The sequence below is a fragment of the Limnobacter litoralis genome (assembly GCF_030160455.1).
Classification (GTDB): domain Bacteria; phylum Pseudomonadota; class Gammaproteobacteria; order Burkholderiales; family Burkholderiaceae_B; genus Limnobacter; species Limnobacter litoralis.
On sequence record NZ_BSOJ01000006.1, the window covers coordinates 186,916 to 210,330 of the forward strand.

Consider the following 23,415-nt stretch of genomic DNA (forward strand, 5'->3'; position numbering starts at 1 on the left):
GGGTCAGACGAGTTATCCTTAGAGGGTGTCTGTTAAAAAATGAATCAAGTCATGGCGTTGCTTCCCATTTTGCGCTATCCCGATCCGCGTCTGAAAAAGGTGGCCTCACCGGTCACCCAGTTTGATGACCAGCTTGCCAAGCTGGCCAAAGACATGGGCGAAACCATGTACGAGGCGGTTGGCGTTGGTCTGGCGGCCACGCAAGTGGATGTGCACAAACGCGTCATCGTGATGGATGTCTCTGAAAACAAAGACGAGTTGATCGTTTTCGTCAATCCGGAAATCATTCAGGCCAGTGAAGAACACAAGGTTTACGAGGAAGGTTGCCTGTCCGTGCCGGGCATCTACGACAAAGTGGATCGCCCCGCCTCAGTGCGAGTGCGTGCCCAGAACGTCAAAGGCGAGTTTTTTGAACTGGATTGCGACGAATTGATGGCGGTTTGTATTCAGCATGAAATCGACCACCTGAACGGGAAAGTTTTTGTGGAATACCTCTCGCAGCTCAAGCAAACCCGCATCAAGACCAAGCTCAAAAAGCATGAGCGCGAAGGCGCGTAAACCCCCCGGAATTTGATCCAATTTATGAGCCGTACCTTGAATTTGGGTTTTGCTGGCACCCCAGAGTTTGCAAAAGTGGCGCTGGAAGCCTTACTGGCGGCCGGCTACCCGGTCAAGCTGGTTTTGACGCAGCCCGACCGGCCTGCTGGTCGAGGCATGAAACTGACCGCGTCCCCCGTCAAAGAATCCGCATTGAAGCACCACATCCCTGTGTTGCAACCCGTCAGCCTGAAAAAGGGCGAGGACGGCGCTGACGCCCTATTGCAAATTCGAACCGCCTGTGGCGGCAAACCGCTGGATTTGCTGATTGTGGCGGCCTATGGGCTGATTTTGCCGCAGGCGGTGCTGGACGCACCCCGGCTGGGTTGCCTGAACATTCACGCCAGCTTGCTGCCACGCTGGCGTGGCGCCGCACCCATTCAGCGGGCCATTGAAGCAGGCGACTCGTCAACCGGTGTCTGCATCATGCAGATGGAAGCGGGGCTGGACACAGGCCCTGTGCGATTGACTCGGGAAATTGCCATTGCCGACGACGACACCGCCAGCACCCTGCATGACAAACTGGCTGAGTTGGGCGGACGCGCACTGGTCGAGGCGTTGGATGCGCTCGTGATGAGCAAGTTGCCTTTGAGTCCGCAACCTGAGCACGGGGTCACCTACGCTGAAAAAATCAGCAAAGCGGAAGGCTTGATTGACTGGCAGCAGCCGGCCATGGTGCTTCAGCGCCGTCTGCGTGCCTTTGATCCGTTTCCGGGTTGTCACACACAGGCCGGTGAAACGGCCGTCAAATGCTTTTCCCCCACGCTGGCGCCTGAGGCTGCACCGTCGGCTGAAGCCGGAACTGTGCTCGCCATCGATGCCGAAGGTGTGGTTATTCAATGTGGCCAGGGTGCGCTGCGGGTCGGCCAGATGCAGCGGCCGGGTTCAAGGCGCGGACCGGCGCAGGCCGTGGCGCAGGCGCTTGGGCTGCAGCCTGGTCAACGTCTGGGATAATCAGGAGAAAGAACATGTTCAACTGGTTTAAAACGCTGGTACTGATGGCGGCCATTGCGGCCCTGTTTGTGGTGATAGGCGGTATGTTGGGTGGGCGCTCCGGCATGATGCTGGCGCTCGTGTTTGCCGTCGTCATGAATTTTGGCGCGTACTGGTTTTCCGACCAGATGGTTCTGCGCATGTACAACGCCCGGCAGGTGGATGCGCAGTCTGCCCCCGAGTTTTATCGAATGATTGGCGAGCTGGCTTCCAATGCTGGGCTTCCCATGCCCAGGGTGTATCTGATTGATGAAAATTCGCCCAACGCGTTTGCCACTGGGCGCAACCCTGAGCACGCCGCGGTGGCTGCCACCACAGGCATCTTGCGGTTGCTGTCTGCGCGTGAGCTTCGGGGTGTGATGGCCCATGAACTGGCGCATGTGCAGCACAGGGACATTCTGATTTCCACCGTGTCCGCCACCATGGCAGGTGCCATCTCGGCCTTGGCCAACTTTGCGCTGTTTTTCGGTGGTCGCGATTCGGAAGGGCGCCCCGCAAACCCACTGGCGGGCATCGCCGTGGCCATACTTGCGCCCTTGGCGGCCTCGCTCATTCAGATGGCCATTTCCCGCGCGCGGGAATTTGAGGCTGACCGTGGCGGTGCGCTAATCAGCAAAGACCCCGCATCCCTGGCCAGCGCCCTTGAAAAAATTGAACGATATGCCGCAGGCATCCCTTTTCACACCACAGAGGCTCATCCCGAGACTGCACAGATGATGATCTTGAATCCCTTGTCAGGTCGGGGGCTGGCCAGCCTGTTTTCGACCCATCCGCCCACGCAGGAACGGGTGGCTCGCCTGCGGGAAATGGCACGTTCGGGCCAATCGTTTTGAGCGCCCCCCTCAAGCAAACAGACTTGGCGTACGCCCTGCTACACGCCGCGAAGGTGGTGGGTCTGGTCATGGACCAAGGCATGTCGCTGGACCGGGCAATTGCGTCGGTCAGCAGTAAAGACCGAGCCGCCCAAGCCCAGGGTGCAGTGCAGGACTTGGCTTATTTCGGCCTGCGCTGGTATGGGCGAGGTGCGGTGCTGACCCGGTTTCTGACCAACAAGCCACGCCTGAACCCCGCTTCCCTGAATGATTTGATGGCGCTGTGCCTGGCTTTGCTTTGGGACGACGAACATCCCAAATACAGCGCCCACACTGTGGTGGATCAGGCGGTTTGTGCTGCTCAGGCCAATCCGGACTGGGTCAAGGCAAAGGGCCTGGTCAATGCCTGCTTGAGAAGCTTTTTGCGCGACAAGGCCAACTGGAAGACCCGTGCCGAAAAGGATGTGGTTGCCGCCACCGGGTTTCCGCAATGGTGGGTCAAAAAGGTCAAGGCACAACATCCTGCACACTGGCAACAACTTTTGGAGCAAGCCAACACGCATCCACCCATGACCCTGAGGGTCAACCAAAGGGTTTGCTCGGCTGCTGAATACGCCGAACGTCTTGCGGCCGCCGGATTGGCTGCCACCGTGCTTGGCAAGTCGACCGTGTTGCTGGCCAAGCCGGTGCCGGTGCATGAATTGCCAGGGTTCGAGCAAGGTCACGTGTCGGTTCAAGACTTGGCCGCCCAAATGGCCGCACCCCTGATGGATTTGAAAGACGGCATGCGCGTGCTGGACGCCTGCGCCGCCCCGGGAGGCAAGACAGGCCACATGCTTGAGTTGGCCGATGTCGATGTTCTTGCACTGGATTCCAGTCAGCCAAGACTTCAGCGGGTGGAGGAAAACATCGCCCGACTTGCCCGGGGGCTGGGATTTATTCCCCGGGTGGTGTGCAAGGCCGCTGCGGCCGAAAATCTGGACCAATGGTGGGGCGGCAAACCCTTTGACGCCATTTTGCTCGATCTGCCCTGCTCAGGATCGGGTGTGGTTCGACGCCACCCGGACATTCGATGGCTAAGGCGTGAATCCGATGTTGCGCAGTTGTCGCAGATTCAACACAAAATACTCGATACGCTTTGGTCTACCTTGGCCGTGAACGGTACACTTTTGTTGGTTACTTGTTCGGTTTTTTCGGAAGAGGGTCCTGATTTGGCCAAGGCATTTTTAGACAGACACCCGGATGCGCAAGCGCTTGCAGCGCCTGGCGTGGTGTTGCCTCAGCCAGATCCATCCCTGGATCAGCCCTACCAGACGTCACCAGACGGATTTTTTTACGCGAAGTTCATCAAAAAACAATCCATTTGAGGCGGTTCGGTCGAGATGCATTCCAGTAGCTCCAGATGGTGGCAGGCAGTAACACAGGCGATCTTGTGCTGCTTGTTGCTATGGACCTCGACACTTGCATTGGCTCAGCAGTCCTCAGCCCAGGTACGGGCTGTCAAACTGGAACCTGCGAAACCGCCCCTGCCCAAAGGCTGGACCTTGTCTGCCGAATTCGGGCTTGGCTTGGGTGACAAATTGCGAGAGGCCGTTGAACGCGGTCTGCCCTTGCAGTTCGCGGTCGACTTCAAATTGCTCAAACCCCGCTGGTACTGGTCTGATGAAGAAGTGGTCTCCGCGAGTTACCCGTTTAATCTGAGTTACCATGCGCTGACAAGAACATACAGGCTGGTGACGCCTTCCCAAACGTTGACATTCAACCGGCTTGAAGACGCGGTGGAAGCGATGTCCAAGGTCTCTCAGTGGCCTGTCATACAAAAAGATGCAATCTCGGTGGGTGAAAAGTACAATGCAAAAGTACGTTTCAGACTGGTGCTCACAGAGATGCCAAAACCCTTTCAAATCAGTGCCTTGGTAAATACTGAATGGGATCTCAGCACGGAGTGGCTGGAATTCGAATTTACCCCGCACAGTGAGATCCTTCGTTGAATCCATGGCTCGAGAACACCCGTTGGATACGCTACAGCCTTTCGCTGTTGGCTGGACTGGGCGGCGTGTTTCTGTTTTTGCTGGCCTCTGCCTCTTCCAACACCGACTTCTTTGAAAGCAATTACCCGCTTCTGATCACGCTCAACGGCATTATTGCCTTGGGTTTGTTCTCCATTGTGCTGCTCTTGGTGGTGCGAATGGTCAAGCGTTATCGTGCCGGGGTGTTTGGTTCCCGGCTGATGCTCAGAATGTCGCTGTCGTTCGCGTTGATGGGCCTGATTCCCGGCGTCATTCTGTACGTGGTGTCTGTTCAGTTTCTGGCCAAAAGTATCGACAGCTGGTTTGATGTTCGGGTCGATGGGGCGCTGGAGTCCGGTTTGAATCTCGGCCAGTCGGCGCTGGACAGCCTGATTGGCGACCTCAGCCAGAAGGCCCAGTCCATTTCGCTGGAACTTTCCAAGTCCACCTCCAGCCAGCAAGTGCTGGAGCTTTCCCGCCTACGCGAAGCTGCGAACGTTCAAGAGCTCACCCTGCTGTCAGAAACAGGTCAGGTGTTGGGCAATGCGGGCGGCCAGCTGGACACGCTGATTCCGAGTCTGCCGACCCAGTCCATGCTTCGCCAGTCCCTGTTGACTCGTCCGTTTCAGCAAATCGAGCCCGACCCGGAAGACCCCAAAAATCTGCTGCGTATGCGCGTGGTAGTGCCCGTGACGCCCGCGCTGGCCAGTTTTGAGCAGGGCCAACGCTATGTCCAGATTCTTCAGCCGGTTCCGTCTGGACTTTCCCAGCGGGCCAACGCCGTTCAAAGCGTGTATCGGGATTACCAAGAGTTGTCGCTGTCCCGTTCCGGCCTTCGAAAGATCTACGGCATCACACTCACGCTCGCATTGCTGCTGACTGTGTTTGTCTCGGTTGCGGCCGGTTTCTGGCTGTCCTCCAGACTTTCGGCGCCTTTGCTTTGGCTGGCTGAAGGCACCAAGGCGCTGGCCAGTGGAGACTTTAAAACCATGCAGCCAGTCAATGCCGACGATGAGTTGCGCGAGCTGACCGACTCGTTCAACATCATGACGCAACAGTTGTCGGAAGCGCAGCGCCGCCTTCAAGCCAACCAGGCCCAACTCGCACAAAACCACGATTTCTTGAAAAGCCTGTTGGCCAACCTCTCGGCCGGGGTGCTGGTTTTTGATCACAAATTGCGTTTGAAAATGTACAACGCAGGGGCACTGCGAATTTTTGATCGCACATTGGCGGACAAAACCAATCAAACCCTGGACGATGTGGAAGGTTTGGCCGGCTTTGCCATGGCCATACGCGCCAGTGTGGCCGATGCAGAAGGCGCTGAAACCAGCGATGGCACCTGGCAAAAGCAGCTTGAAATTCCGAGGGCTTACGATTCACAAACCTCGAAATCGATTTTGGTTCGAGGTTCCAAGTTGCCCGGTGAAAAAGCGGGTTACGTCATGGTGTGCGACGACATCACCGCGCTGATCTCGGCTCAACGCACGGTGGCCTGGGGGGAAGTGGCCCGTCGTCTCGCGCATGAGATCAAAAACCCACTGACGCCGATCCAGTTGTCTGCCGAGCGTTTGCAGATGAAGCTTGAGCCCAAGCTGGACGAGCCGGACCTCGGCATCCTGAATCGATCGACCAAGACGATTGTCAATCAAGTGGAAGCCTTGAAGCGCATGGTCAACGACTTCAGGGATTACGCACGCCTGCCACCAGCCGACCTCAAGACCCTCGACCTGAATGACGTCGTCGAAGACGTTTTGGCGCTTTACGGTGTGCATGTGGATGTGCAAGACAGCACCGACAGCCGCTTCTTGCCAAAATTGTCAGAAAATTTGCCCCCAGTTGCGGGAGATTCGTCGCAATTGCGTCAAGTGATCCATAATTTGTTGCAAAATGCATTGGATGCCTGTGCTGACAACCCGCAACCCTTGGTTGAAGTTCGGACGGAGGCATTGATGTCTCCTGAGGCTGAACAGACCAAGCCGCTTGGGGTCAAACTGGTCATTGGCGACAATGGCGCCGGCTTTTCTCCGGATTTGCTGGCCAAAGCTTTTGAGCCCTATGTGACCACCAAAACCAAGGGTACCGGACTGGGTTTGGCGATTGTCCGTAAAATAGTGGACGAACACAAAGCGCGCATTTCATTGCGCAACCGGACCGATGGCGAGGGCGACGTCACGGGGGCCGTGGTAGAAATCACGTTCCCGGTCACGTCAGAGACGGCTGAAGGCGAAACAGACCAGATACGAGCTGCATAACGAAAAGGGATACTGCAAAGATGGCAACGATTCTCGTTGTGGATGATGAAATCGGGATCAGGGAACTGCTCTCCGAAATCCTGGGTGATGAAGGACACGCTGTGTTGTTGGCTGAAAACGCCGGCCAGGCGCGTGCCCTGAGAGAACAGGAACAACCCGACCTGGTATTGCTCGACATCTGGATGCCCGACACAGACGGGGTTACCCTCCTGAAAGAATGGAGTGTTAAAGGTTTGCTGACGATGCCGGTGATCATGATGTCTGGCCACGCCACCATTGACACTGCGGTTGAAGCCACGCGAATTGGCGCGCTTGATTTTCTTGAAAAACCGATCTCTTTGCAGAAGCTGCTGGGCGCCGTCGAAAAAGGCCTTGCACGGGGCAAGATGGTTCAGTCAGCACGTGCGTTGATGCAGGCACAGCCCAAAAGCAATGGCAACCCGCCATCCTCTGAGCAAAATCCCGGTGAAACGTCGGTCATTGAAGTGGATGAAAGTCCTTCTGGGCGTGCCCTGCTAGAGCTGTCAAAACTCAAACTGGACGAGCCATTGCGCGACGCGCGCGATGCCTTTGAGCGCATTTATTTTGAATACCATTTGCGTCTCGAAAACGGCAGCATGACCCGCCTAGCCGAGCGCACAGGCATTGAACGCACGCACCTTTACCGTAAACTCAAACAGCTTGGCGTTGACGTCGGGCGCTCGAGCCGACGCTCCAGCTCATGAAAATCATCATTGTTGGCGCAGGGCGGGTCGGTGCAAGTCTGGCCGAAAGCCTTGTGTCCGAGCACAATGACATCACTCTGATTGACCCCGACCCCACGGTGCTTGCCGACTTGCAGGACCGATACGATTTGCGCACGGTGCAAGGCAATGGCATCTTGCCCCGCGTGTTGAAAGACGCGGGTGCAGAAGACGCAGACATGTTGGTGGCCGTGACCCGCAGTGATGAAACCAACCTGGTGGCCTGTCGAATTGCGGCCAGCATGTTCAATGTGCCCCGCCGAATCGCCAGAGTGCGTTCGCCTGAGCTGGCTGGACAGGCCGAATTGCATGGCGATGCCGGTTTCAATGTTGATCATGTCATTTGTCCCGAGCAAAGTGTGACTGAACATCTGGAACGGCTCATCGAATTTCCAGAGGCACTGCAGGTGTTGCAATTCGCCGCCGGGCGGGTCACCCTGGTCTCTGTCAAGGCGTTCGCGGGTGGGCGCATGGTGTCCTGCCCGATTGAAGATTTCAAAAAGCATCTGCCTGACATCGATTTGCGAGTGGTGGCACTGTTTCGCGAAAACCAGCCTGTGGCGGTGGATGGCTACACCTTGATTCAGCCTGGTGATGAAGTCTTTTGTATGGCTGCCACGCGCCACATTCGCACAGTCATGGCGGAATTGCGTCGTCTGTACAAACCAGTCTCGAAAGTCATGATTGCAGGGGGTGGCAACATTGGTTTGCGCCTGGCCCGTGCCCTTGAGCGTGACTATCAGGTCAAGCTCATTGAGTCGGATCGCCGTCGCTGCGATGAACTGGCCAATCAACTGGATTCGCGCACCTTGGTGTTGCATGGCGATGCCACCGATGAGGATTTGCTGGCCGATGAATACGTGCAGGAAGTGGACACCTTTGTTGCCCTGACCAGCGACGACGAGAACAACATCATGTCTTCGCTATTGGCCAAGCGCATGGGCGCGCGACGGGTGGTCTCGTTGATTCAGCGCAAGGTGTATGCGGAGCTGGTGCAGGGCGGCCAAATTGATGTGGCCATCGCACCTTCGAATGCAACGCTGAGTGAGTTGCTCAGGCACATTCGTCGGGGTGATGTGGTTGCGGTTTATCGCCTGCGGCGAGGCATCGCCGAGGCCATTGAAATTGTGGTTCACGGTGATCGCAAATCGTCGAAAGTGGTGGGCCGAACCGTGGAGGAAATCGGCATGCCCAAGGGCACTGTCATCGGTGGTTTGGTGCGGGGTGACGAGGTCATCATGGCGCATCACGATTCTCGAATTGAGCCCGAAGACCATGTGATTATTTTTGTGGAAAACCGAAAACTGGTGCCCAGTGTTGAAAAGCTGTTCCAGGTCGAAGTGGGATTTATCTAGGGGTATTGGGCTGATATGCAACGCTCGCTGTTTCCAGTACTGACCGTGCTGGGCTTTGCCCTGGCGCTGTTTTCGATGTCATTTCTGGTGCCATTGGCCTACGCTTGGTGGAACCATGAACCCACGACCAGGTCCTTTGCAATCGGTTTTTTGTTGGCCTTTTCGGTGGGTGCGGGCATGCATCTGGTCACGCGGCAGTTCCGGCGTGAATTGCAGGTCAGAGACGGCTTTCTGCTGGTTTCTGCCGTGTGGTCTACCCTGCCGGCATTTTCTGCCATTCCCCTGATGCTTCATTTGCCCGGCCTGTCTTTTACTGACGCCTATTTCGAAACCGTGTCAGGCCTGACGACGACCGGCGCCACGGTGTTGTCGGGGCTGGACACCCTGCCCGCCAGCATCAATATTTGGCGGGGTTTGTTGGCCTGGATGGGCGGGATGGGCATTCTGGTTTTGGCTGTGGCCATTCTGCCTTTGTTGGGCGTCGGTGGCTCACAGGTATTCAAGGCTGAAACACCCGGCCCCATGAAAGACAGCAAGCTGACTCCACGCATTACAGAGACTGCGAAGTCGCTATATCTGGTGTACTTGGGCATTTCGGCGGCCTGCGTGCTGGGCTATCGGCTTGCAGGCATGACCTGGGTGGATGCATTCATTCACACTGGCACAACCATGTCACTGTCGGGTTTCTCATCGCACGACGCCAGTTTTGGCTATTTCAACTCACCCGCCATTGAAGGTGTGGCCGTGGTTTTCATGCTGCTGGCATCGATCAACTTCGGCATCCATTTTCTGGCCTGGCGTGGCCGCTCGATACGACCTTATCTGACCTGCCCCGAAACCCGTTGGATTTTTGCGGTACTTGCTTTCTCGGTGTTGTTGATCAGTGTGTATTTGGTGGTGAATCACCAATACGCCTCTTTTTCCGAGGCGTTTCGATACGCGCTGTTCAACACGGTGTCTATGGCGTCAACCACCGGTTATGCCAACACGGACTTTGCACAATGGCCTTTGTTTGCACCGTCTTTGATGATTCTATTGAGTATTTTCACCACTGCGGCGGGCTCAACAGGTGGCGGCATCAAAATGATGCGCGCTGTTATTCTGGTCAAGCAAGCCTCACGCGAGTTGTCTCGCATTTTGCACCCAAGGGCGGTCAATCCGGTTCGGGTGCACAACACCGCTGTTGAAAACCCCGTGATTTTCGGCATTTTGGCGTTCATGCTCTTGTACGGCATGAGTGTGATCGCGATCACCATGACCCTGATGTTTTCGGGTCTGGACCCCCTGACCGCTGCAACGGCCGCATTGGCAACCATCAACTGCACGGGGCCTGGTTTGGGCGAGGTGGGTCCTTCTCACAACTTCGCGGCTTTCAACGATTTTCAGACCTGGGTGTGTACGTTTGCCATGCTGTTGGGTCGACTTGAAATGTTTCCACTGCTGGTCTTGTTTACCCCAACTTTTTGGCGCAAGTAGTCATGGCCACCCGTTTGATCCTGATTCATCACACCAACATGATTTTGCGTGCGGCGCATCTCAAGCAGTGCCTGGAGCAGCAACTTCACCAATCTCAAAAGATCACGGTGTTTGCCAGTGGCGAGGTGTTTTCGATTGTTGAACCCGACCTTCAGGCCCAGCTGTTAAAGGACGAACAACATTACCGGGGCTTGGGTGTGCATTGGCTCAGGATGGCCCCAGGCTGTGCCTGCTGTTCTTCCCGATTGGTCATTCAGACGCATCTTGGCCGAACACTGAGGCTGAATCCGCCGGATGTGCTCATTCTTGAGGTTGATTCAGGCGGACATGTGGACACCTTGATGCAGTGGTTGTCTACGGATCAATGGCAGCGCTGGTTTTCATCCATTGAAGTGTTTACCCCCAAGCAGGCGTAAGCTTTTTGTCTCGATTGCCGTAAAACACTCATCAGACGCGTTATTCTGAGGTTGTGGATTCCGACAGATTCCTGATCTTGAAATTGCCTGCTTCATCACCATCTGGCAGATGAAGAGTTTTACTCGGGAGGTTCAGTGATGTTGATGATGATCGATAGCCCCTACTACTGTGTGGTTGACCTGGTGATGAAAACCGGCGAACCCAGCTCAGGCATTGAAATTGTGGATAAAAACAACCAGCGTGAACTGTTTCTGCAGGGTGAGGCAGCCGAGCGCTTTCGTCAGGAAGTGTATTACCTGGCGGCACAGCAGCCCGATGTGGATGACATTGAAGCGTTCATTGAGCGATACAAACCCTGGATGCAAACACCAGTGACTTTGCACTAGGCCTTCAATCAGCGTACCTGGCTTGCGCATGGGTTTCACGCGTGGCTGCCAGCGCCGCAATGGCGCTGGCTACCCAAACTGCCAATATGAGCATGCAAGTCGTCATTCCCGCCTTTGAATAGCCCTGAAAACCTGCGATCGAATAATGGTCGAGCACAGCACCCAGCAGGGGCTGTTGAATCAGCGGCCCCACCATCACCCCCAAATTTACAAAGCCGACTGCCGCCGCCAGTGAGCGTGGCACAGACTCTTTGACATACACAAATCCAAGGCCCATCACGCCGCTGCCCAGGGCACCCAGCAACAGCAGCAAAATGGCAAGTGTCGCAGACATGCCCGGAAACAGCCCCAGACCCGCCGACCAGGCCGCGCCCTGCAGCCGCCCACGCAAGGTTTGGCGCAAGCCCAAACAGGGCTGCACCAAGGCCACCCAGCAAGCAGCCAGCCGTCAGCACGGCCCTGGGGCCAATTCGGTCAACCAACAGGCCGACCGGCACCTGCATGGCCGCGTAAAAATAAAAATAAAACGCAGACAGGTTGCCCAGTCCAGCATGGCTCAAGTGAAAACTTTGACTCAACTCGTCTGTCAGCACACCGGGCGTGACCCGGTGGAAAAACCCAAACAGGTAGAAGCTGGCCGCCAAAGACCAGATGCCCAGGGAAAGACGCAGTGGTGGCTGCCGTGAATCAGTGATTGGAGCTTGCACCTTCGTCCTTGTTTTTGCTGTTCTGGAGGGCTTCCAGTCGTTCGTTTAGTGTTTCAAGTTCTTGGTCTATCCGGTCCTTCTCGGCATTCTCGCAAGTCTCCCGCTGATCACGCAGGTCTTGAATGCTTTTCTGAATCGTCTGGATTTGTTCATGAACCGCCTCGGCTTCTTCGGCTTTGTCAAAAATGACAGACTCTGGCGACTCTTCGTGCTTTTTCTTCACTGGGGCTTGCTTTTCAGAGGCAACCGGGATCATTTTGAGCCCATCCGGCTGGGGTCGCTGAGCCATGAAATTCGGTGAGAGTATTTCCACCCCAGCCTCATGAAGCGTGTCCAGAACGTGCCCCAACAGCCTGGATCGAGTGCTGATCAGGCTTTTGACCTCCGTCAGCAACCCGCTGACACGGTAACTGACCGAGAAGTCGCCAATTTGAATGATTTGCACAAAGCCATCTTCGAGTTCCGTCTTTTTGACAGCTTCGAGCAGAAGCTTTTCAATGGTCAGGTGATGCACGTCAAAACCCAACGAAAGCTGCGCAGACACAATGGTGCCGGAACTGCGGGTGACCGTCACGGGGTGGCTGATGAGATAACTGTTGGGAAAGGCGATCAGCTCCCGATGCTCGGTCTGAAATTCAGTGTCCAGCAGGCCTGTCTCAGTGACCCGGCCGAAGAATTCCTCGACCTGTACAAAATCACCGACCCTGAACGGCTTTGTGAACCGCATCATCAGCCCGGCCATCAGGTTGCCCACAATGGCGGTGGATGAAAAAGCCACCAGGCCAGACAACACAATGCCGATCAGGCTGAGTATCTGATTGCGGATTGTTTCGTCAACCGGCAGCGCCAAAGTCAGCAACACCAGGGCGACTAAGGCAAAAAACACCATGAACAGCTGACGAGACAGCTTTTTGTCGGGGTCGAGATCTGGCCGATTGCCCAGCAGCACTCGATAAGCTGCCCAAAGTGCTGCACCCAGCACAAGTCCCGATGCCACAAAACCCAGCAATCCGGGAATTGCTTCACCCAATTTGTCCAACACAAGCGTCTCCATGCGATTAGAGTGGGTCACTCACCGCTTTCAAGTGTGCCACGGGAATGGATCGCCTGTTAATCCTGCTAAAATATTGTTTAGTTTCATATCCACTCCCGTAAGAGGCCCCGCGATGAACACGCGCTCCGCTTCTTCGTCTGCCTCCGCCCCCTCACCGGTGGTCAATGGTGCTGCAGTCGAAGCCCAACTCCGTGACCTGCTCGCCAAGCGCATCCTGATTCTGGATGGTGCCACCGGCACGATGATTCAACGTTACAAGCTCACCGAGGCCCAGTATCGGGGCGACCGCTTTGCCGATTTTCATCGCGATGTCAAAGGCAACAATGAACTGTTGGTGCTAACGCAGCCGCAGATCATGACCGAAATTCACGAGCAGTATCTGGCTGCGGGCGCTGACATTCTGGAGACGAACACCTTTGGTGCCACCACCGTGGCCCAGGCCGATTACGAGATGGAACATCTTGTGGACGAAATGAACCGCGAAGCGGCTCGTCTGTGCAAGGCTGCTTGTGTCAAATACTCCACCCCCGACAAACCCCGCTTTGCGGCCGGTGCACTGGGCCCTACGCCCAAAACCGCGTCCATCAGCCCCGATGTGAACGACCCCGGCGCGCGCAACATCACTTTTGATGAACTGGTGGCCACTTATTACCAGCAAACCAAGTGCCTGGTAGAAGGCGGGGTGGATCTGCTGCTGGTTGAGACCATTTTCGACACCTTGAATGCCAAGGCCGCACTGTTTGCCATCGACCAGTATTTTGAGGATTCAGGTAACCGCCTGCCCATCATGATTTCCGGCACGGTGACTGACGCCTCGGGCCGTATTTTGTCGGGCCAAACCGTGGAAGCCTTCTGGAACTCTGTGCGCCATGCCAAGCCCATCACCATTGGTTTGAACTGTGCGCTGGGTGCGACATTGATGCGCCCCTACGTGGCCGAGCTGTCCAAAATTTGCGATGCGCCCATCTGTGTATACCCCAACGCGGGCTTGCCCAATCCGATGAGCGACACGGGCTTCGATGAAACGCCCGACATCACCAGCAGCCTGGTGAAAGAATTTGCGCAAGCCGGGTTTTTGAATATTGCCGGCGGGTGTTGTGGTACCACGCCCGACCACATTGCCGCCATTGCCAAGGCCCTGGAAGGGCAAAAGCCACGTGTCATACCCGTGGTCGAGCCCAAGTGCCGACTGTCAGGCCTTGAGCCCTTGAACATCGACGACAACAGCCTGTTCATTAACGTGGGCGAACGCACCAACGTCACGGGTTCCAAAGCCTTTGCCCGAATGATTTTGAACGAACAGTACGACGAGGCCCTCAGTGTGGCCCGTCAGCAAGTTGAAAACGGTGCGCAAATTGTCGACGTCAACATGGACGAAGCCATGTTGGACAGCAAGGCTGCCATGGTTCGTTTCCTGAACCTGATGGCCTCCGAGCCAGACATTTCGCGCGTGCCGGTGATGATTGACTCCTCCAAATGGGAGGTGATTGAGGCCGGTCTGAAATGTGTGCAGGGCAAGGCCGTGGTCAACTCTATTTCCATGAAGGAAGGTGTTGACGAATTCAAGCGCCAGGCCAGGCTGTGCAAACGCTATGGTGCTGCTGTCATCGTGATGGCCTTTGACGAACAGGGCCAGGCTGACACCTATCAGCGCAAAATCGAAATTTGTGAACGGGCCTACAACATTCTGGTGAATGAGGTGGGCTTTCCGGCCGAAGACATTATTTTCGACCCCAATATTTTCGCCATCGCCACCGGCATTGAAGAACACGACAACTACGGCAACGACTTCATCGAGGCCACCGGCTGGATCAAGAAAAACCTGCCGCATGCCAAAATTTCCGGTGGCGTGTCCAACGTCAGTTTTTCATTCCGCGGCAATGAACCTGCGCGTGAAGCCATCCACACCGTGTTCCTCTACCACGCCATTAAAAACGGCATGACCATGGGCATTGTGAACGCCGGCATGATGGGCGTGTACGACGAGCTAGAGCCCGAGCTGAAAAAGCGGGTCGAAGACATTGTGCTGAACCGCAAGCCCGAGCTGCCTGCCAACGACCCCGACTTCGGTAAAACCGCCACTGAGCGCATGATCGAATTTGCCGCCACGCTCAAAGCTGGTGGCAAAAAGGCCGAGGAGAATCTGGAATGGCGCAACCAGCCCGTTGAAAAGCGCTTGGCCCATGCGCTGGTGCACGGCATTACCAATTTCATCGTGGAAGACACTGAAGAATGTCGTGCCGCCATTGCCGCCAAAGGCGGTCGCCCGCTGCATGTCATTGAGGGGCCACTTATGGACGGCATGAACGTGGTTGGCGACCTTTTTGGCGCGGGCAAAATGTTCCTGCCCCAAGTGGTGAAAAGTGCCCGCGTGATGAAGCAGGCGGTGGCCCACCTCATCCCCTTCATTGAAGAAGAGAAAAAGCAGTTGGTGGCCGCTGGCGGCGATGCCAAAGCCAAGGGCAAAATCTTGATTGCCACCGTGAAGGGCGACGTGCACGACATCGGCAAAAACATCGTCACGGTCGTTCTGCAATGCAATAACTTTGAAGTGGAAAACATGGGCGTGATGGTGCCTGCCGAGCAAATTCTCGCCAAGGCCAAAGAGATCAACGCCGACATCATTGGCTTGTCCGGCCTGATCACCCCGTCGCTGGAAGAAATGGCCTACGTGGCCAGTGAAATGCAGCGTGACCCCTATTTCCGCGACCGTGGCATTCCCTTGCTGATCGGCGGTGCCACCACCAGCCGTGTGCACACCGCGGTGAAAATTGCACCGCATTACGACGGCCCCACGGTGTATGTGAGTGATGCCAGCCGCTCGGTGGGCGTGGCTTCCAACCTGTTGTCCGAAGAAGCCGCAGATCAGTTCAAATCTGACCTGCAAGCCGAGTACCAGCGGGTGCGCGAGCAACACGCCAACAAAAAGGCACAGCCCCTCATCAGCCTGGAAGCCGCGCGCGCCAACAAGTTGAACGTGGACTGGGCCAACTACACACCACCCAAGCCGAAGTTCATTGGTCGCCGCCATTTCAAGAACTACGACTTGGCCGACCTGGCTCAGTACATTGATTGGACCCCCTTCTTCCAGACCTGGGATTTGCACGGGGGCTACCCTCGCATTCTTCAAGACGAGGTGGTGGGCGAGGCGGCACGCCGCGTGTTTGAAGACGGTCAAGCCATGCTGAAAAAGTGCATCGAAGGCCGTTGGCTGCAAGCGAATGCTGCAGTGGCTTTCTACCCCGCCAACACCGTGGGTGACGACCACATTGAAGTCTATGAAGACGACACCCGCAGCAACGTGTTGTTCACCTACAGCCCGCTTCGCCAACAGGGCGAAAAGCGCGAGGGTGTGGCCAACAAATCACTCGCCGATTTCATTGCACCCAAAGGGCAAGGTGACGACTACATCGGCTTGTTTGCCGTCACTGCCGGCATTGGCGTTGACAAGAAAGAACAGGAATTTCTCAAGGCACACGACGACTACAGCAGCATCATGTTCAAGGCGATTGCTGACCGTCTGGCCGAGGCCTTCGCGGAGTGTCTGCACCGCCGCGTGCGCACTGATTTGTGGGGCTATGTGCCCGCAGAGGCGTTGAGCAATGAGGACCTGATTGCCGAGAAATACCAGGGCATTCGCCCCGCTCCTGGCTACCCTGCCTGCCCCGAGCACACCATCAAACGCGCCATGTTTGAAGTGCTTCAGGCCGGTGAAATCGGCATGACCCTGACCGAAAGCCTGGCCATGAGCCCGGCCGCCAGTGTCAGCGGTTTTTACTTCAGCAACCCGCAGAGCGATTATTTCAACGTGGGTACCATCGGGCAGGATCAGTTCGAAGATCTGAAGGCGTTTTCCGGACGCGACCAGGCCGATTTGAAGCGAGCACTTGTTACCGTTTTGAGTTGATTCAATAGGGCTTTCAGGCCCTCTTTTTTTAAAGTTCCCAAAGTGAACTTTGTTCAAGGCTGCGACCACACAACGAACAGCAGGAATTTAAATTCCACGTTGTTATTGAGGGGTAGGCGGCATGATCGCAGTACTGAACAAATTTGCAAGGCTCGCGTCGGCACGATCCGAGGTTGTGGGTGCATCCCTGGTGTTGCTGATGATCACCATGATGGTTGTACCCCTGCAGCCTGCCTTGCTTGATGTGCTAATCGCCGTCAACATATCTGCAGCGATCCTTTTGGTAATTAGCGCCGTTCTGCTTGAATCCCCTCTGTCATTTTCTTCTTTCCCGGCCATCTTGTTGATGACCACCTTGTTCAGGCTTTCCCTGACCATTTCGACCACACGGCAAATTCTGCTTGAGGCAGACGCTGGCCACATTGTGCAAACTTTTGGCGAGTTCGTTGTGGGCGGCAATGTTGCAGTAGGCCTGGTTATTTTCCTGATCATCTCTGTGGTTAATTTTTTGGTCGTGACCAAGGGTTCGGAGCGCGTGGCAGAGGTTGCTGCCCGATTTTCACTAGATGGAATGCCAGGCAAACAAATGTCGATTGACAGCGATTTGCGCGCAGGATTGATTAATCAGATCATGGCCAAGAAGCGTCGTTCAGACCTTGAAAGGGAGTCACAGCTGTTTGGCGCCATGGATGGTGCCATCAAGTTTGTGAAAAACGACGCCATCGCTGGGCTGGTCATTACAGTCGTCAACTTGCTGGGCGGCTTGACAGTCGGCATGCTTCAGAAGGACATGAGTTTTTCCAAGGCCGGCGCGGTGTACACCATTTTGTCTGTAGGCGACGGCTTGGTGGGTATCATTCCATCGCTCATGATTTCAATTGCCGCAGGATTGATTGTTACACGTGTCACCAAGGGCGAGGCCGACGGCTCGAACGCCGCACAGGACATGCTTCGTGACTTGGGTCGCAATTCTTACGCGCTTCAAATCAGTGGCATTTTTTGTATTCTCTTTTCATTCGTACCGGGAATGCCTCGCCTCGTGTTTCTGGCGGCAGCCGTTGCACTTTTTACGGCCTGGTTTTTTATGTCCAAGGTCAAGGATGTGACACCCTCGGTGGATGTGGCGTCGCAGTTCAGTGACATGCTGAATCTGGAAAACAATGTCCAGATGGACGATGTTGTGCATACAAAAACATTTTCCGAAATTGAGGTGCGTTTGCCCATTTCTATGGAGCCAACCTCAGCCAATCAGATTCAGAATATTTGCAGGGTGGCTAGAAACCGGACTGTTGAACATTTGGGGATATTGCTACCACTGTTTGAGTTTACCCAGCATCAGGAAGAGCAAATCGAATTCTTGGTTTTTGGCGTGCCTTGTCTGGCCTTACCCGTCTCTGAAAAAAGACTCATGTTGCTGTCGAGCCCCGAAAAGCTTGATGCACTCGAAGCACTTGAATATGTGACAGAAAAAGATGCTGTCAAGCACGATGGCAATGTCACGTTGTATGGCGGAGGTGGTTTGTTCACTCTCGCTTACTCTCATTGCCGTGTTTTGTAACAGGTCACCTTTGGCGTCCAGTTTGTAGTCGTCGGTCGCAAATCGACCCGCTTCTCCAAAGTTGATGCGATTCAGCTTGCAGTCCACGAACACCGGTTGGCCGCTGCCGGCAACTTTGTCTGACAAGTATTTGCAGATGCTGGCAATTTCTTGAACCCGCTTTTCTGCATCTGTCACTTTTAGCGGATTGGGTTCGTCTCGATCCGTGATGACCTTGGAAATTTTTTGGCTGTCCAAATTTATTTGCTCAGCTTTTTTGGTGATCGATGACAACGCGGCTACCATGATGACCAGGAAGAGAATCATCAGCGCTGTCATGAGATCTGCGTAAGAGATCCAGAAAGGTCGCTCCGCATCATCTACAGATCGGCGTGAAGATGGTCCGTAATGGGCGAGGCTCATAGGGCCTCCGGTGTGCTTTCGAAATGTCCGTCCTGCATTCTGGCTCGAATCACTTTACGGGCCAGGTCTTGTGGATCACTCTTGATATGGCTTAACCGGGCGTCCATTTTTTTGCCCATTTCTTCGAGCGGTGTTTTGACCTGTCGAACCAACGCGGTTTCAAGCTGTGAGGCCAGTCTGCGATTGGCCTCAATCAGTGCCTGTTCCAGTGCCTGGCCTATGCAATTGGCTTGATCGACTTGAATGCTTTCCAACTGTTTGATGACCGGCACCATAGCCTGAATCAGTTCATCTTTTAGGCTTTTTGCCTGATCACTGGAGTCGGATGTTTGCTTGACGAGCGCTGCAAGATATTCTTCGCCCACGCCTGCTTCAAACAGGCTGCCAATGGCTTCAACGAGAGCCCCGTTGACCAGGTTGGTTTGCGTGTGCAGTGTTTTTGAAAAATCGCGCCAGATGAATTCGAACTGTGTACCCTGAAAGACGCGGGAAAGTCCGGTCTTTCGGATCATTTCGTCGCCATCGGCCATTGATCGTACTGTGCCGCTGATTTTTTGCAAGGCGCTGCAAAGTGCTGCGGCTGTTCGCACGTAACGTGTGTAAAAGAAAAAGCCCGCAGTCAGCAACAGACAAATTACGACGGTCGGTGGCAGCATTTGCACAAAGCTAGTACCTGAATGTTCCACGGGTTGAACTCCTCGTATGGCGCAGGAAAACAAGAATTTGTTAATCCGGCATTGGATTGGCTGGGAATAACTCCATAGCTAGGTCGCACACCTGGGATTAAAAGTTCCTTTGTCGCGAGTTTCGAGCCCATCCTCCAGCCTTTCAGATGCATTTAAGTTACCCGTCAGTTATGCTTTGATCCTTCAATGGAATTTGCTGGATTTTTGTATGCGCATGACCGCTCCGGTGGGCAGAATTTTGTCTGTCACCAAAAACCTGAAAGACCGCACCCTGAATGCCCAATCCATGGTGGCGGCTGGATCAACCCCTTACGAAGTGGTGTTTTCCGACGACCTTTACAGCGTGCGGCACTATGCGTTGGATGCTGCAAAAAAGCGGTACGCCACACCCCTGGTCATCGTGTCGCCACTGGCGGTGAACATGCTGGTGTATGACATTCACCCTGAGCGCAGTTTTGTGAAATATTTGTGTGATCAGGGTTTTGATGTGTACCTGATCGATTGGGGCAAGCCGACGCGCAAACACGCCGCTTACACGCTTGAAACTTACATTGACCAGTTTTTACCGAAATGCCTGGATGCCGTGCGCGAACATTCAGGGCAAGCCGAACTGAGCCTGCACGGCTGGAGCATGGGCGGTGGCATGGCGGCCGTTCACGCCGCCAAGGTGAATTGCAAAGGCATCAAGAACCTGATTACGCTGGGCACCCCGATTGATGGCCATGCCAACGGTGCAGCCGGGCGGCAGTACAAGCGATTGTCGGGCCTGTTGAAGGCAGCGCGCATTAACTTGCGCAAGTTTCCGGCCCGCCTGTTTTACACCCCGGGTTGGGCCAATGTGATCGGCTTCAAGTTGTTGGACCCCGCCAGCGCGGTGAAAGGCTATGTGGGCCTGGTCAAGCAATTGCATGATCGTGCGTTTGTGGAGCAACACGCCAACCAAGCGGCTTTCATCGAGAAATTGGAGGCATATCCAGGCGGCGCGCTGCGCGACTGGTTTTGCAGCATCTGGATGGAGAACGAAACGGCCCACGGACAATTCACTGTGGGGCACGAGCAGGTGCATTTAAGCCAGGTGACTTGCCCCTTGCTTTGTGTGGCTGGCAAAAGCGACGCCCTTTCGAATGTGCCTTGTTCAAAGGGCATGATGAAGGTGGTGGGCAGTGCCGACAAAGAATTTTTTATCGGCCCCGGCGGACACATTGGCATCGTGAGCGGCAAAGAGGCCGCAGGCACCATTTGGGCCAAAACGTCGGCCTGGCTAGCTCAGCGTAGTTGATTGAAAGACTTCTGATTCAAGCACTTCTACGCCCGGCCTGGCACGCAAAGCACATTCGAGCATGATGCGGGCCAGGTTTTCAACAGGCACGCTGCGCATGCGCTTTGGCAGAAGGGGTTTGGCGATTCGGCTGACAAGCAGGCCAAGTTCTTCGCCGGGGCGTTTCTCCGATCGATTGCCATCCAGCAGTCCTGGTCTGGCCAGTGTTACCGACTCAAATCCGGCTTCTACCACGGCTTTTTCAGCTTCGCCCTTGGTTCGAAGATAAAGGCCTCTGGCCTTCGGATTGGCCATCATGGCTGAATTCAGAACGAAGGTGTGAACGCCATTCAAACTGGCAATTCGAGCCAGCTGGGCGGGGTAATGCAGGTCAACCCGCCGAAATGCCTCGGCTGTTTTTGCAATCTTGATGGTGGTGCCCAGTGTGCAAATGACCGCATCGGCATTTTCCCACCAGGGTGCGGTCTCAGGCATTTGATCAAAATCGATGAGCTGGTCGAGCAGCTTGGGCTGAGGTGGCAGGGGCTTTCGGGTTAATGCCACCACTTTGCCGACCTGCGGATGGGCCAGCGCAAGCTTCATGACGGCCTGGCCGACGACGCCTGTGGCACCGGCAAGAATAAGGGTTTTGGTGTTGCCTGAGTTGGGCATGTATGGCCTTGTGCGGGTGATCGGTCAACTCAGTTTAGGCAAACTTAAACTGATCTTCAATCCATGTGGTTGTAGATTGGTGGCTTCTAGCGTGCCTTTGTGAACTTCGACGGTTTTTTTCACGATGGCCAGGCCAAGGCCGTTGCCAGCCAGCGGGCCGATCTTGAAAAAGGGGGTAAACAGCTTGTCAATGGCGTCGGCCGGAACACCTGGGCCCTCATCGCGAATGTGGATTTGAAGTCGCTGTTGGTTGTCGGGGTAGCAATCGACTGTGACAGCGCTGCCCTCGGGGGTGTATCGCAGGGCGTTGCGAAGCAGGTTTTCAAACGCGCCCTGAAGGGCTTCAGGATCGCATCTGGACAGCCATTTTTGAAGGGCGCAATTGACGACGACGCGTCGATTGCAGTTCTGTGCTTCAAACTGGGCGTCATCAATTACAGCATTCAAAAGATCAATCACATTGTGCGTGCTGAAGCTGCCTGAGTTGATGCCCGTTTCCAGTCGCGACAGGTTGAGCAACTCTCCGATCAGGCGATCCAGTCGTTCGGCCTCAAGTTCGATTCTGGACAGGCTTTTTTCAAGATTCGCCGGGCTTTGACGCGCCAGGCCCGTCGCCATGTTCAAGCGCGCCAAAGGTGAACGCAGTTCATGCGACACATCATGCAACAGGGTTTGATGCTGTTTGATGTGCCTTTCGATCTGCTCAGCCATGGCGTCAAATCCGCTGAGCAGCTCGCCCATTTCGTCTTTGCGTGGTGAATCAGGTGCAATGCGAATACCCAGTTCACCGCGACCAGCCTGCTCAAAGGCCCGCTTCAGTTTGCGCAAGGGGCTGCTGAAGTTGTAGGCCAGGCCACCGGCAAACAGCACGCTGGCCAGCATGGCAACCACCACCCCCAGCGTTGGAAAGGGGGGCAATGGGGGTTCCAACGCCTTCTCAGGGTCTTTGTGGATGCGCTTTTGAGGCACGCGAGGTGGCTTGGGAATGAACAGAACCCATTGACTGCCATCCACTGCGGTCACCTGAATGATGCCGTCTTCATCAGACTTTTCGGTTCCCAGATTTTTGATCCGTTCATTGATGTTGTCTGGAATGCCTCTGCCGAGCAGTTCTTTGCCGTCTTGTGACACCGCGAAAATGGGCATGGTTTGCCCTGTTCGGCTCCGACCTTTGACGAGTACCCTTTCAAGGGCTTTCGGGCCTTTTCCCTCAATGATTTCTTGTGCGGTTTCAAGCAGGAATTGGGCGCGCGGGCCTTCTGCGAGATCGGTGCTGTGCGGCTTTTCGCGCAACAAATACAGCACGGCCCCTGTAGCGCCCGCAGCTAGAATCAAGCAAAGCCAGAATCCGAAAAAGAATTTCCAAAACAGTTTTCCCATGGTTACACCAGGCTGAGTTGGTAACCCTTGCCACGGATGGTGTGCAGTACCAGCGCAGAAGGCGACTCTCCGCTGAGTCCGAGTTTGTTGCGAATGTTGCTCAGGTGCACGTCCACGCTGCGGTCAAAGCGCTCAAGCTTCTTGCCCAGCCCTTCTTCGCTCAGGGTTTCTTTGCTGACCACTTGACCGGCCTGTCTGACCAGCAAGGTCAGCAGGTTGAATTCGGCGCTGGTCAAATCGATGTCCTGGCCATCCAGAATGACCTTTCGTTTGCCCGGATTGACCACCAGTGGTCCCAATTCAAGGCTTTGGTTGGGGTTGGCGGGTTCGGAAATGCGGCGAAGTACAGCGCGCACGCGAGCAACAATCTCACGGGGCATGCAGGGTTTGGGGACATAGTCATCGGAGCCCAATTCAAGCCCGATGATGCGATCAATGTTGTCGCCTTTGGCCGTCAGCATAATGACGGGGATGTTCATTTTGGCGCGGATGGCCTTCAGGGTGTCCAGCCCGCTCTGCTCCGGCATCATGACGTCGAGAATCACGAGGTTGTAGCTGCCCGCTTCGAGTTTTTTCAGGCCCTCAACGGGGCTTGGGCAATGCTCCGCCTCAAAGCCTTCGCCTTGCAGGTACTGGCACAGCATGTCGCCCAGTTCAATGTCGTCGTCGATGTGAAGTATTTTTGCCATGTCGGAATCTTAGCTGAAACCCGTCAATGTCGTGAAAGTCCCTTTTCCGCCTTTACCCTTCT

The 23,415-nt window shown here is 55.2% G+C and carries 20 protein-coding genes and 2 pseudogenes; 14 read left to right on the forward strand and 8 right to left on the reverse strand.

Features of this window, described 5'->3' with window-relative positions:
- Nucleotides 1–51: 51 nt before the first annotated feature.
- The 11 genes from def to QQJ87_RS02420 all read left to right on the forward strand — a co-directional run bounded on the left by def (nt 52) and on the right by QQJ87_RS02420 (nt 11,040).
- Nucleotides 52–558, forward strand: a complete 507-nt coding sequence (def, locus tag QQJ87_RS02370; RefSeq protein WP_284280073.1) for a peptide deformylase — start codon at nt 52–54, stop codon at nt 556–558.
- Nucleotides 559–594: 36 nt separating this feature from the next.
- Nucleotides 595–1,551 carry a methionyl-tRNA formyltransferase gene (fmt, locus tag QQJ87_RS02375; RefSeq protein WP_284280074.1) on the forward strand — a complete coding sequence of 319 codons (957 nt, stop codon included), beginning with the start codon at nt 595–597 and terminating at the stop codon, nt 1,549–1,551.
- Between the two features lie 14 nt (nt 1,552–1,565).
- Entirely contained in the window at nt 1,566–2,423 is an 858-nt protein-coding gene (htpX, locus tag QQJ87_RS02380) for a zinc metalloprotease HtpX (protein ID WP_284279725.1), read from the forward strand.
- On the forward strand, nt 2,420–3,769 hold the full coding sequence (rsmB, locus tag QQJ87_RS02385; protein ID WP_284279726.1) for a 16S rRNA (cytosine(967)-C(5))-methyltransferase RsmB: 1,350 nt from the start codon (nt 2,420–2,422) through the stop codon (nt 3,767–3,769). The genes htpX and rsmB overlap by 4 nt, the downstream gene beginning before the upstream one ends.
- 15 nt (nt 3,770–3,784) lie before the next feature.
- Nucleotides 3,785–4,393, forward strand: a complete 609-nt coding sequence (locus tag QQJ87_RS02390) for a DUF4390 domain-containing protein (RefSeq protein WP_284279727.1) — start codon at nt 3,785–3,787, stop codon at nt 4,391–4,393.
- The gene (locus QQJ87_RS02395) at nt 4,390–6,663 is read left to right on the forward strand and encodes a sensor histidine kinase (protein ID WP_284279728.1); all 2,274 of its coding nucleotides are present in this window, start codon (nt 4,390–4,392) and stop codon (nt 6,661–6,663) included. The genes QQJ87_RS02390 and QQJ87_RS02395 overlap by 4 nt, the downstream gene beginning before the upstream one ends.
- 20 nt (nt 6,664–6,683) lie before the next feature.
- Nucleotides 6,684–7,388 (forward strand): response regulator, encoded by a 705-nt coding sequence (locus tag QQJ87_RS02400; RefSeq protein ID WP_284279729.1) that lies wholly within the window; start codon nt 6,684–6,686, stop codon nt 7,386–7,388.
- On the forward strand, nt 7,385–8,761 hold the full coding sequence (trkA, locus tag QQJ87_RS02405; protein WP_284279730.1) for a Trk system potassium transporter TrkA: 1,377 nt from the start codon (nt 7,385–7,387) through the stop codon (nt 8,759–8,761). The genes QQJ87_RS02400 and trkA overlap by 4 nt, the downstream gene beginning before the upstream one ends.
- Nucleotides 8,762–8,776: 15 nt before the next feature.
- Nucleotides 8,777–10,237, forward strand: coding sequence for a TrkH family potassium uptake protein (locus tag QQJ87_RS02410; protein ID WP_284279731.1), 1,461 nt, complete (start codon nt 8,777–8,779; stop codon nt 10,235–10,237).
- A gap of 2 nt (nt 10,238–10,239) precedes the next feature.
- Entirely contained in the window at nt 10,240–10,653 is a 414-nt protein-coding gene (locus QQJ87_RS02415; RefSeq protein ID WP_284279732.1) for a GTP-binding protein, read from the forward strand.
- 138 nt (nt 10,654–10,791) lie between these two features.
- A complete protein-coding gene (locus QQJ87_RS02420) occupies nt 10,792–11,040 on the forward strand; it encodes a BTH_I0359 family protein (RefSeq protein ID WP_284279734.1) in 249 nt (82 codons plus the stop codon).
- A 4-nt stretch (nt 11,041–11,044) separates the two neighbouring features.
- Here QQJ87_RS02420 and QQJ87_RS02425 read toward each other — a convergent pair whose 3' ends face one another.
- The 3 genes and pseudogenes from QQJ87_RS02425 to QQJ87_RS02435 all read right to left on the reverse strand — a co-directional run bounded on the left by QQJ87_RS02425 (nt 11,045) and on the right by QQJ87_RS02435 (nt 12,819).
- Nucleotides 11,045–11,374: a hypothetical protein gene (locus QQJ87_RS02425; RefSeq protein WP_284279735.1), complete on the reverse strand. Its 330-nt coding sequence runs from the start codon at nt 11,372–11,374 to the stop codon at nt 11,045–11,047.
- A 67-nt stretch (nt 11,375–11,441) separates the two neighbouring features.
- Nucleotides 11,442–11,747, reverse strand: a pseudogene (locus tag QQJ87_RS14665) (MFS transporter); the annotation flags it as partial.
- On the reverse strand, nt 11,728–12,819 hold the full coding sequence (locus QQJ87_RS02435; protein ID WP_284279737.1) for a mechanosensitive ion channel domain-containing protein: 1,092 nt from the start codon (nt 12,817–12,819) through the stop codon (nt 11,728–11,730). The gene QQJ87_RS02435 and the pseudogene QQJ87_RS14665, both read right to left, overlap by 20 nt.
- A gap of 94 nt (nt 12,820–12,913) precedes the next feature.
- Here QQJ87_RS02435 and metH point away from each other — a divergent pair, with 94 nt between their 5' ends.
- Both metH and QQJ87_RS02445 read left to right on the forward strand, forming a co-directional pair.
- Nucleotides 12,914–16,708, forward strand: coding sequence for a methionine synthase (metH, locus tag QQJ87_RS02440; protein WP_284279738.1), 3,795 nt, complete (start codon nt 12,914–12,916; stop codon nt 16,706–16,708).
- Nucleotides 16,709–16,829: 121 nt separating this feature from the next.
- Nucleotides 16,830–18,266 (forward strand): flagellar biosynthesis protein FlhA, encoded by a 1,437-nt coding sequence (locus QQJ87_RS02445; RefSeq protein WP_284279739.1) that lies wholly within the window; start codon nt 16,830–16,832, stop codon nt 18,264–18,266.
- A gap of 294 nt (nt 18,267–18,560) precedes the next feature.
- Here the strand turns inward: QQJ87_RS02445 and QQJ87_RS02450 are convergent.
- Together QQJ87_RS02450 and QQJ87_RS02455 are read right to left on the reverse strand one after the other, a co-directional pair.
- Nucleotides 18,561–18,668, reverse strand: a pseudogene (locus QQJ87_RS02450) (flagellar motor protein MotB); the annotation flags it as partial.
- Nucleotides 18,665–19,354, reverse strand: coding sequence for a hypothetical protein (locus tag QQJ87_RS02455; RefSeq protein ID WP_284279740.1), 690 nt, complete (start codon nt 19,352–19,354; stop codon nt 18,665–18,667). The pseudogene QQJ87_RS02450 and the gene QQJ87_RS02455, both read right to left, overlap by 4 nt.
- Nucleotides 19,355–19,562: 208 nt before the next feature.
- On the opposite strand from QQJ87_RS02455, the gene QQJ87_RS02460 reads away from it, so the two are divergent.
- Nucleotides 19,563–20,633 carry an alpha/beta fold hydrolase gene (locus QQJ87_RS02460; RefSeq protein WP_284279741.1) on the forward strand — a complete coding sequence of 357 codons (1,071 nt, stop codon included), beginning with the start codon at nt 19,563–19,565 and terminating at the stop codon, nt 20,631–20,633.
- Here the strand turns inward: QQJ87_RS02460 and QQJ87_RS02465 are convergent.
- Genes QQJ87_RS02465 through QQJ87_RS02475 form a run of 3 tightly spaced genes read right to left on the reverse strand, consistent with a single transcriptional unit; the run spans nt 20,616 to nt 23,353 of the window.
- On the reverse strand, nt 20,616–21,284 hold the full coding sequence (locus tag QQJ87_RS02465) for an NAD(P)H-binding protein (RefSeq protein ID WP_284279742.1): 669 nt from the start codon (nt 21,282–21,284) through the stop codon (nt 20,616–20,618). The two genes, QQJ87_RS02460 and QQJ87_RS02465, sit on opposite strands and share 18 nt — an antisense overlap.
- A 24-nt stretch (nt 21,285–21,308) precedes the next feature.
- A complete protein-coding gene (locus tag QQJ87_RS02470; protein ID WP_284279743.1) occupies nt 21,309–22,664 on the reverse strand; it encodes an ATP-binding protein in 1,356 nt (451 codons plus the stop codon).
- 2 nt (nt 22,665–22,666) lie between these two features.
- A complete protein-coding gene (locus QQJ87_RS02475) occupies nt 22,667–23,353 on the reverse strand; it encodes a response regulator transcription factor (RefSeq protein ID WP_284279744.1) in 687 nt (228 codons plus the stop codon).
- Nucleotides 23,354–23,415: the final 62 nt, after the last annotated feature.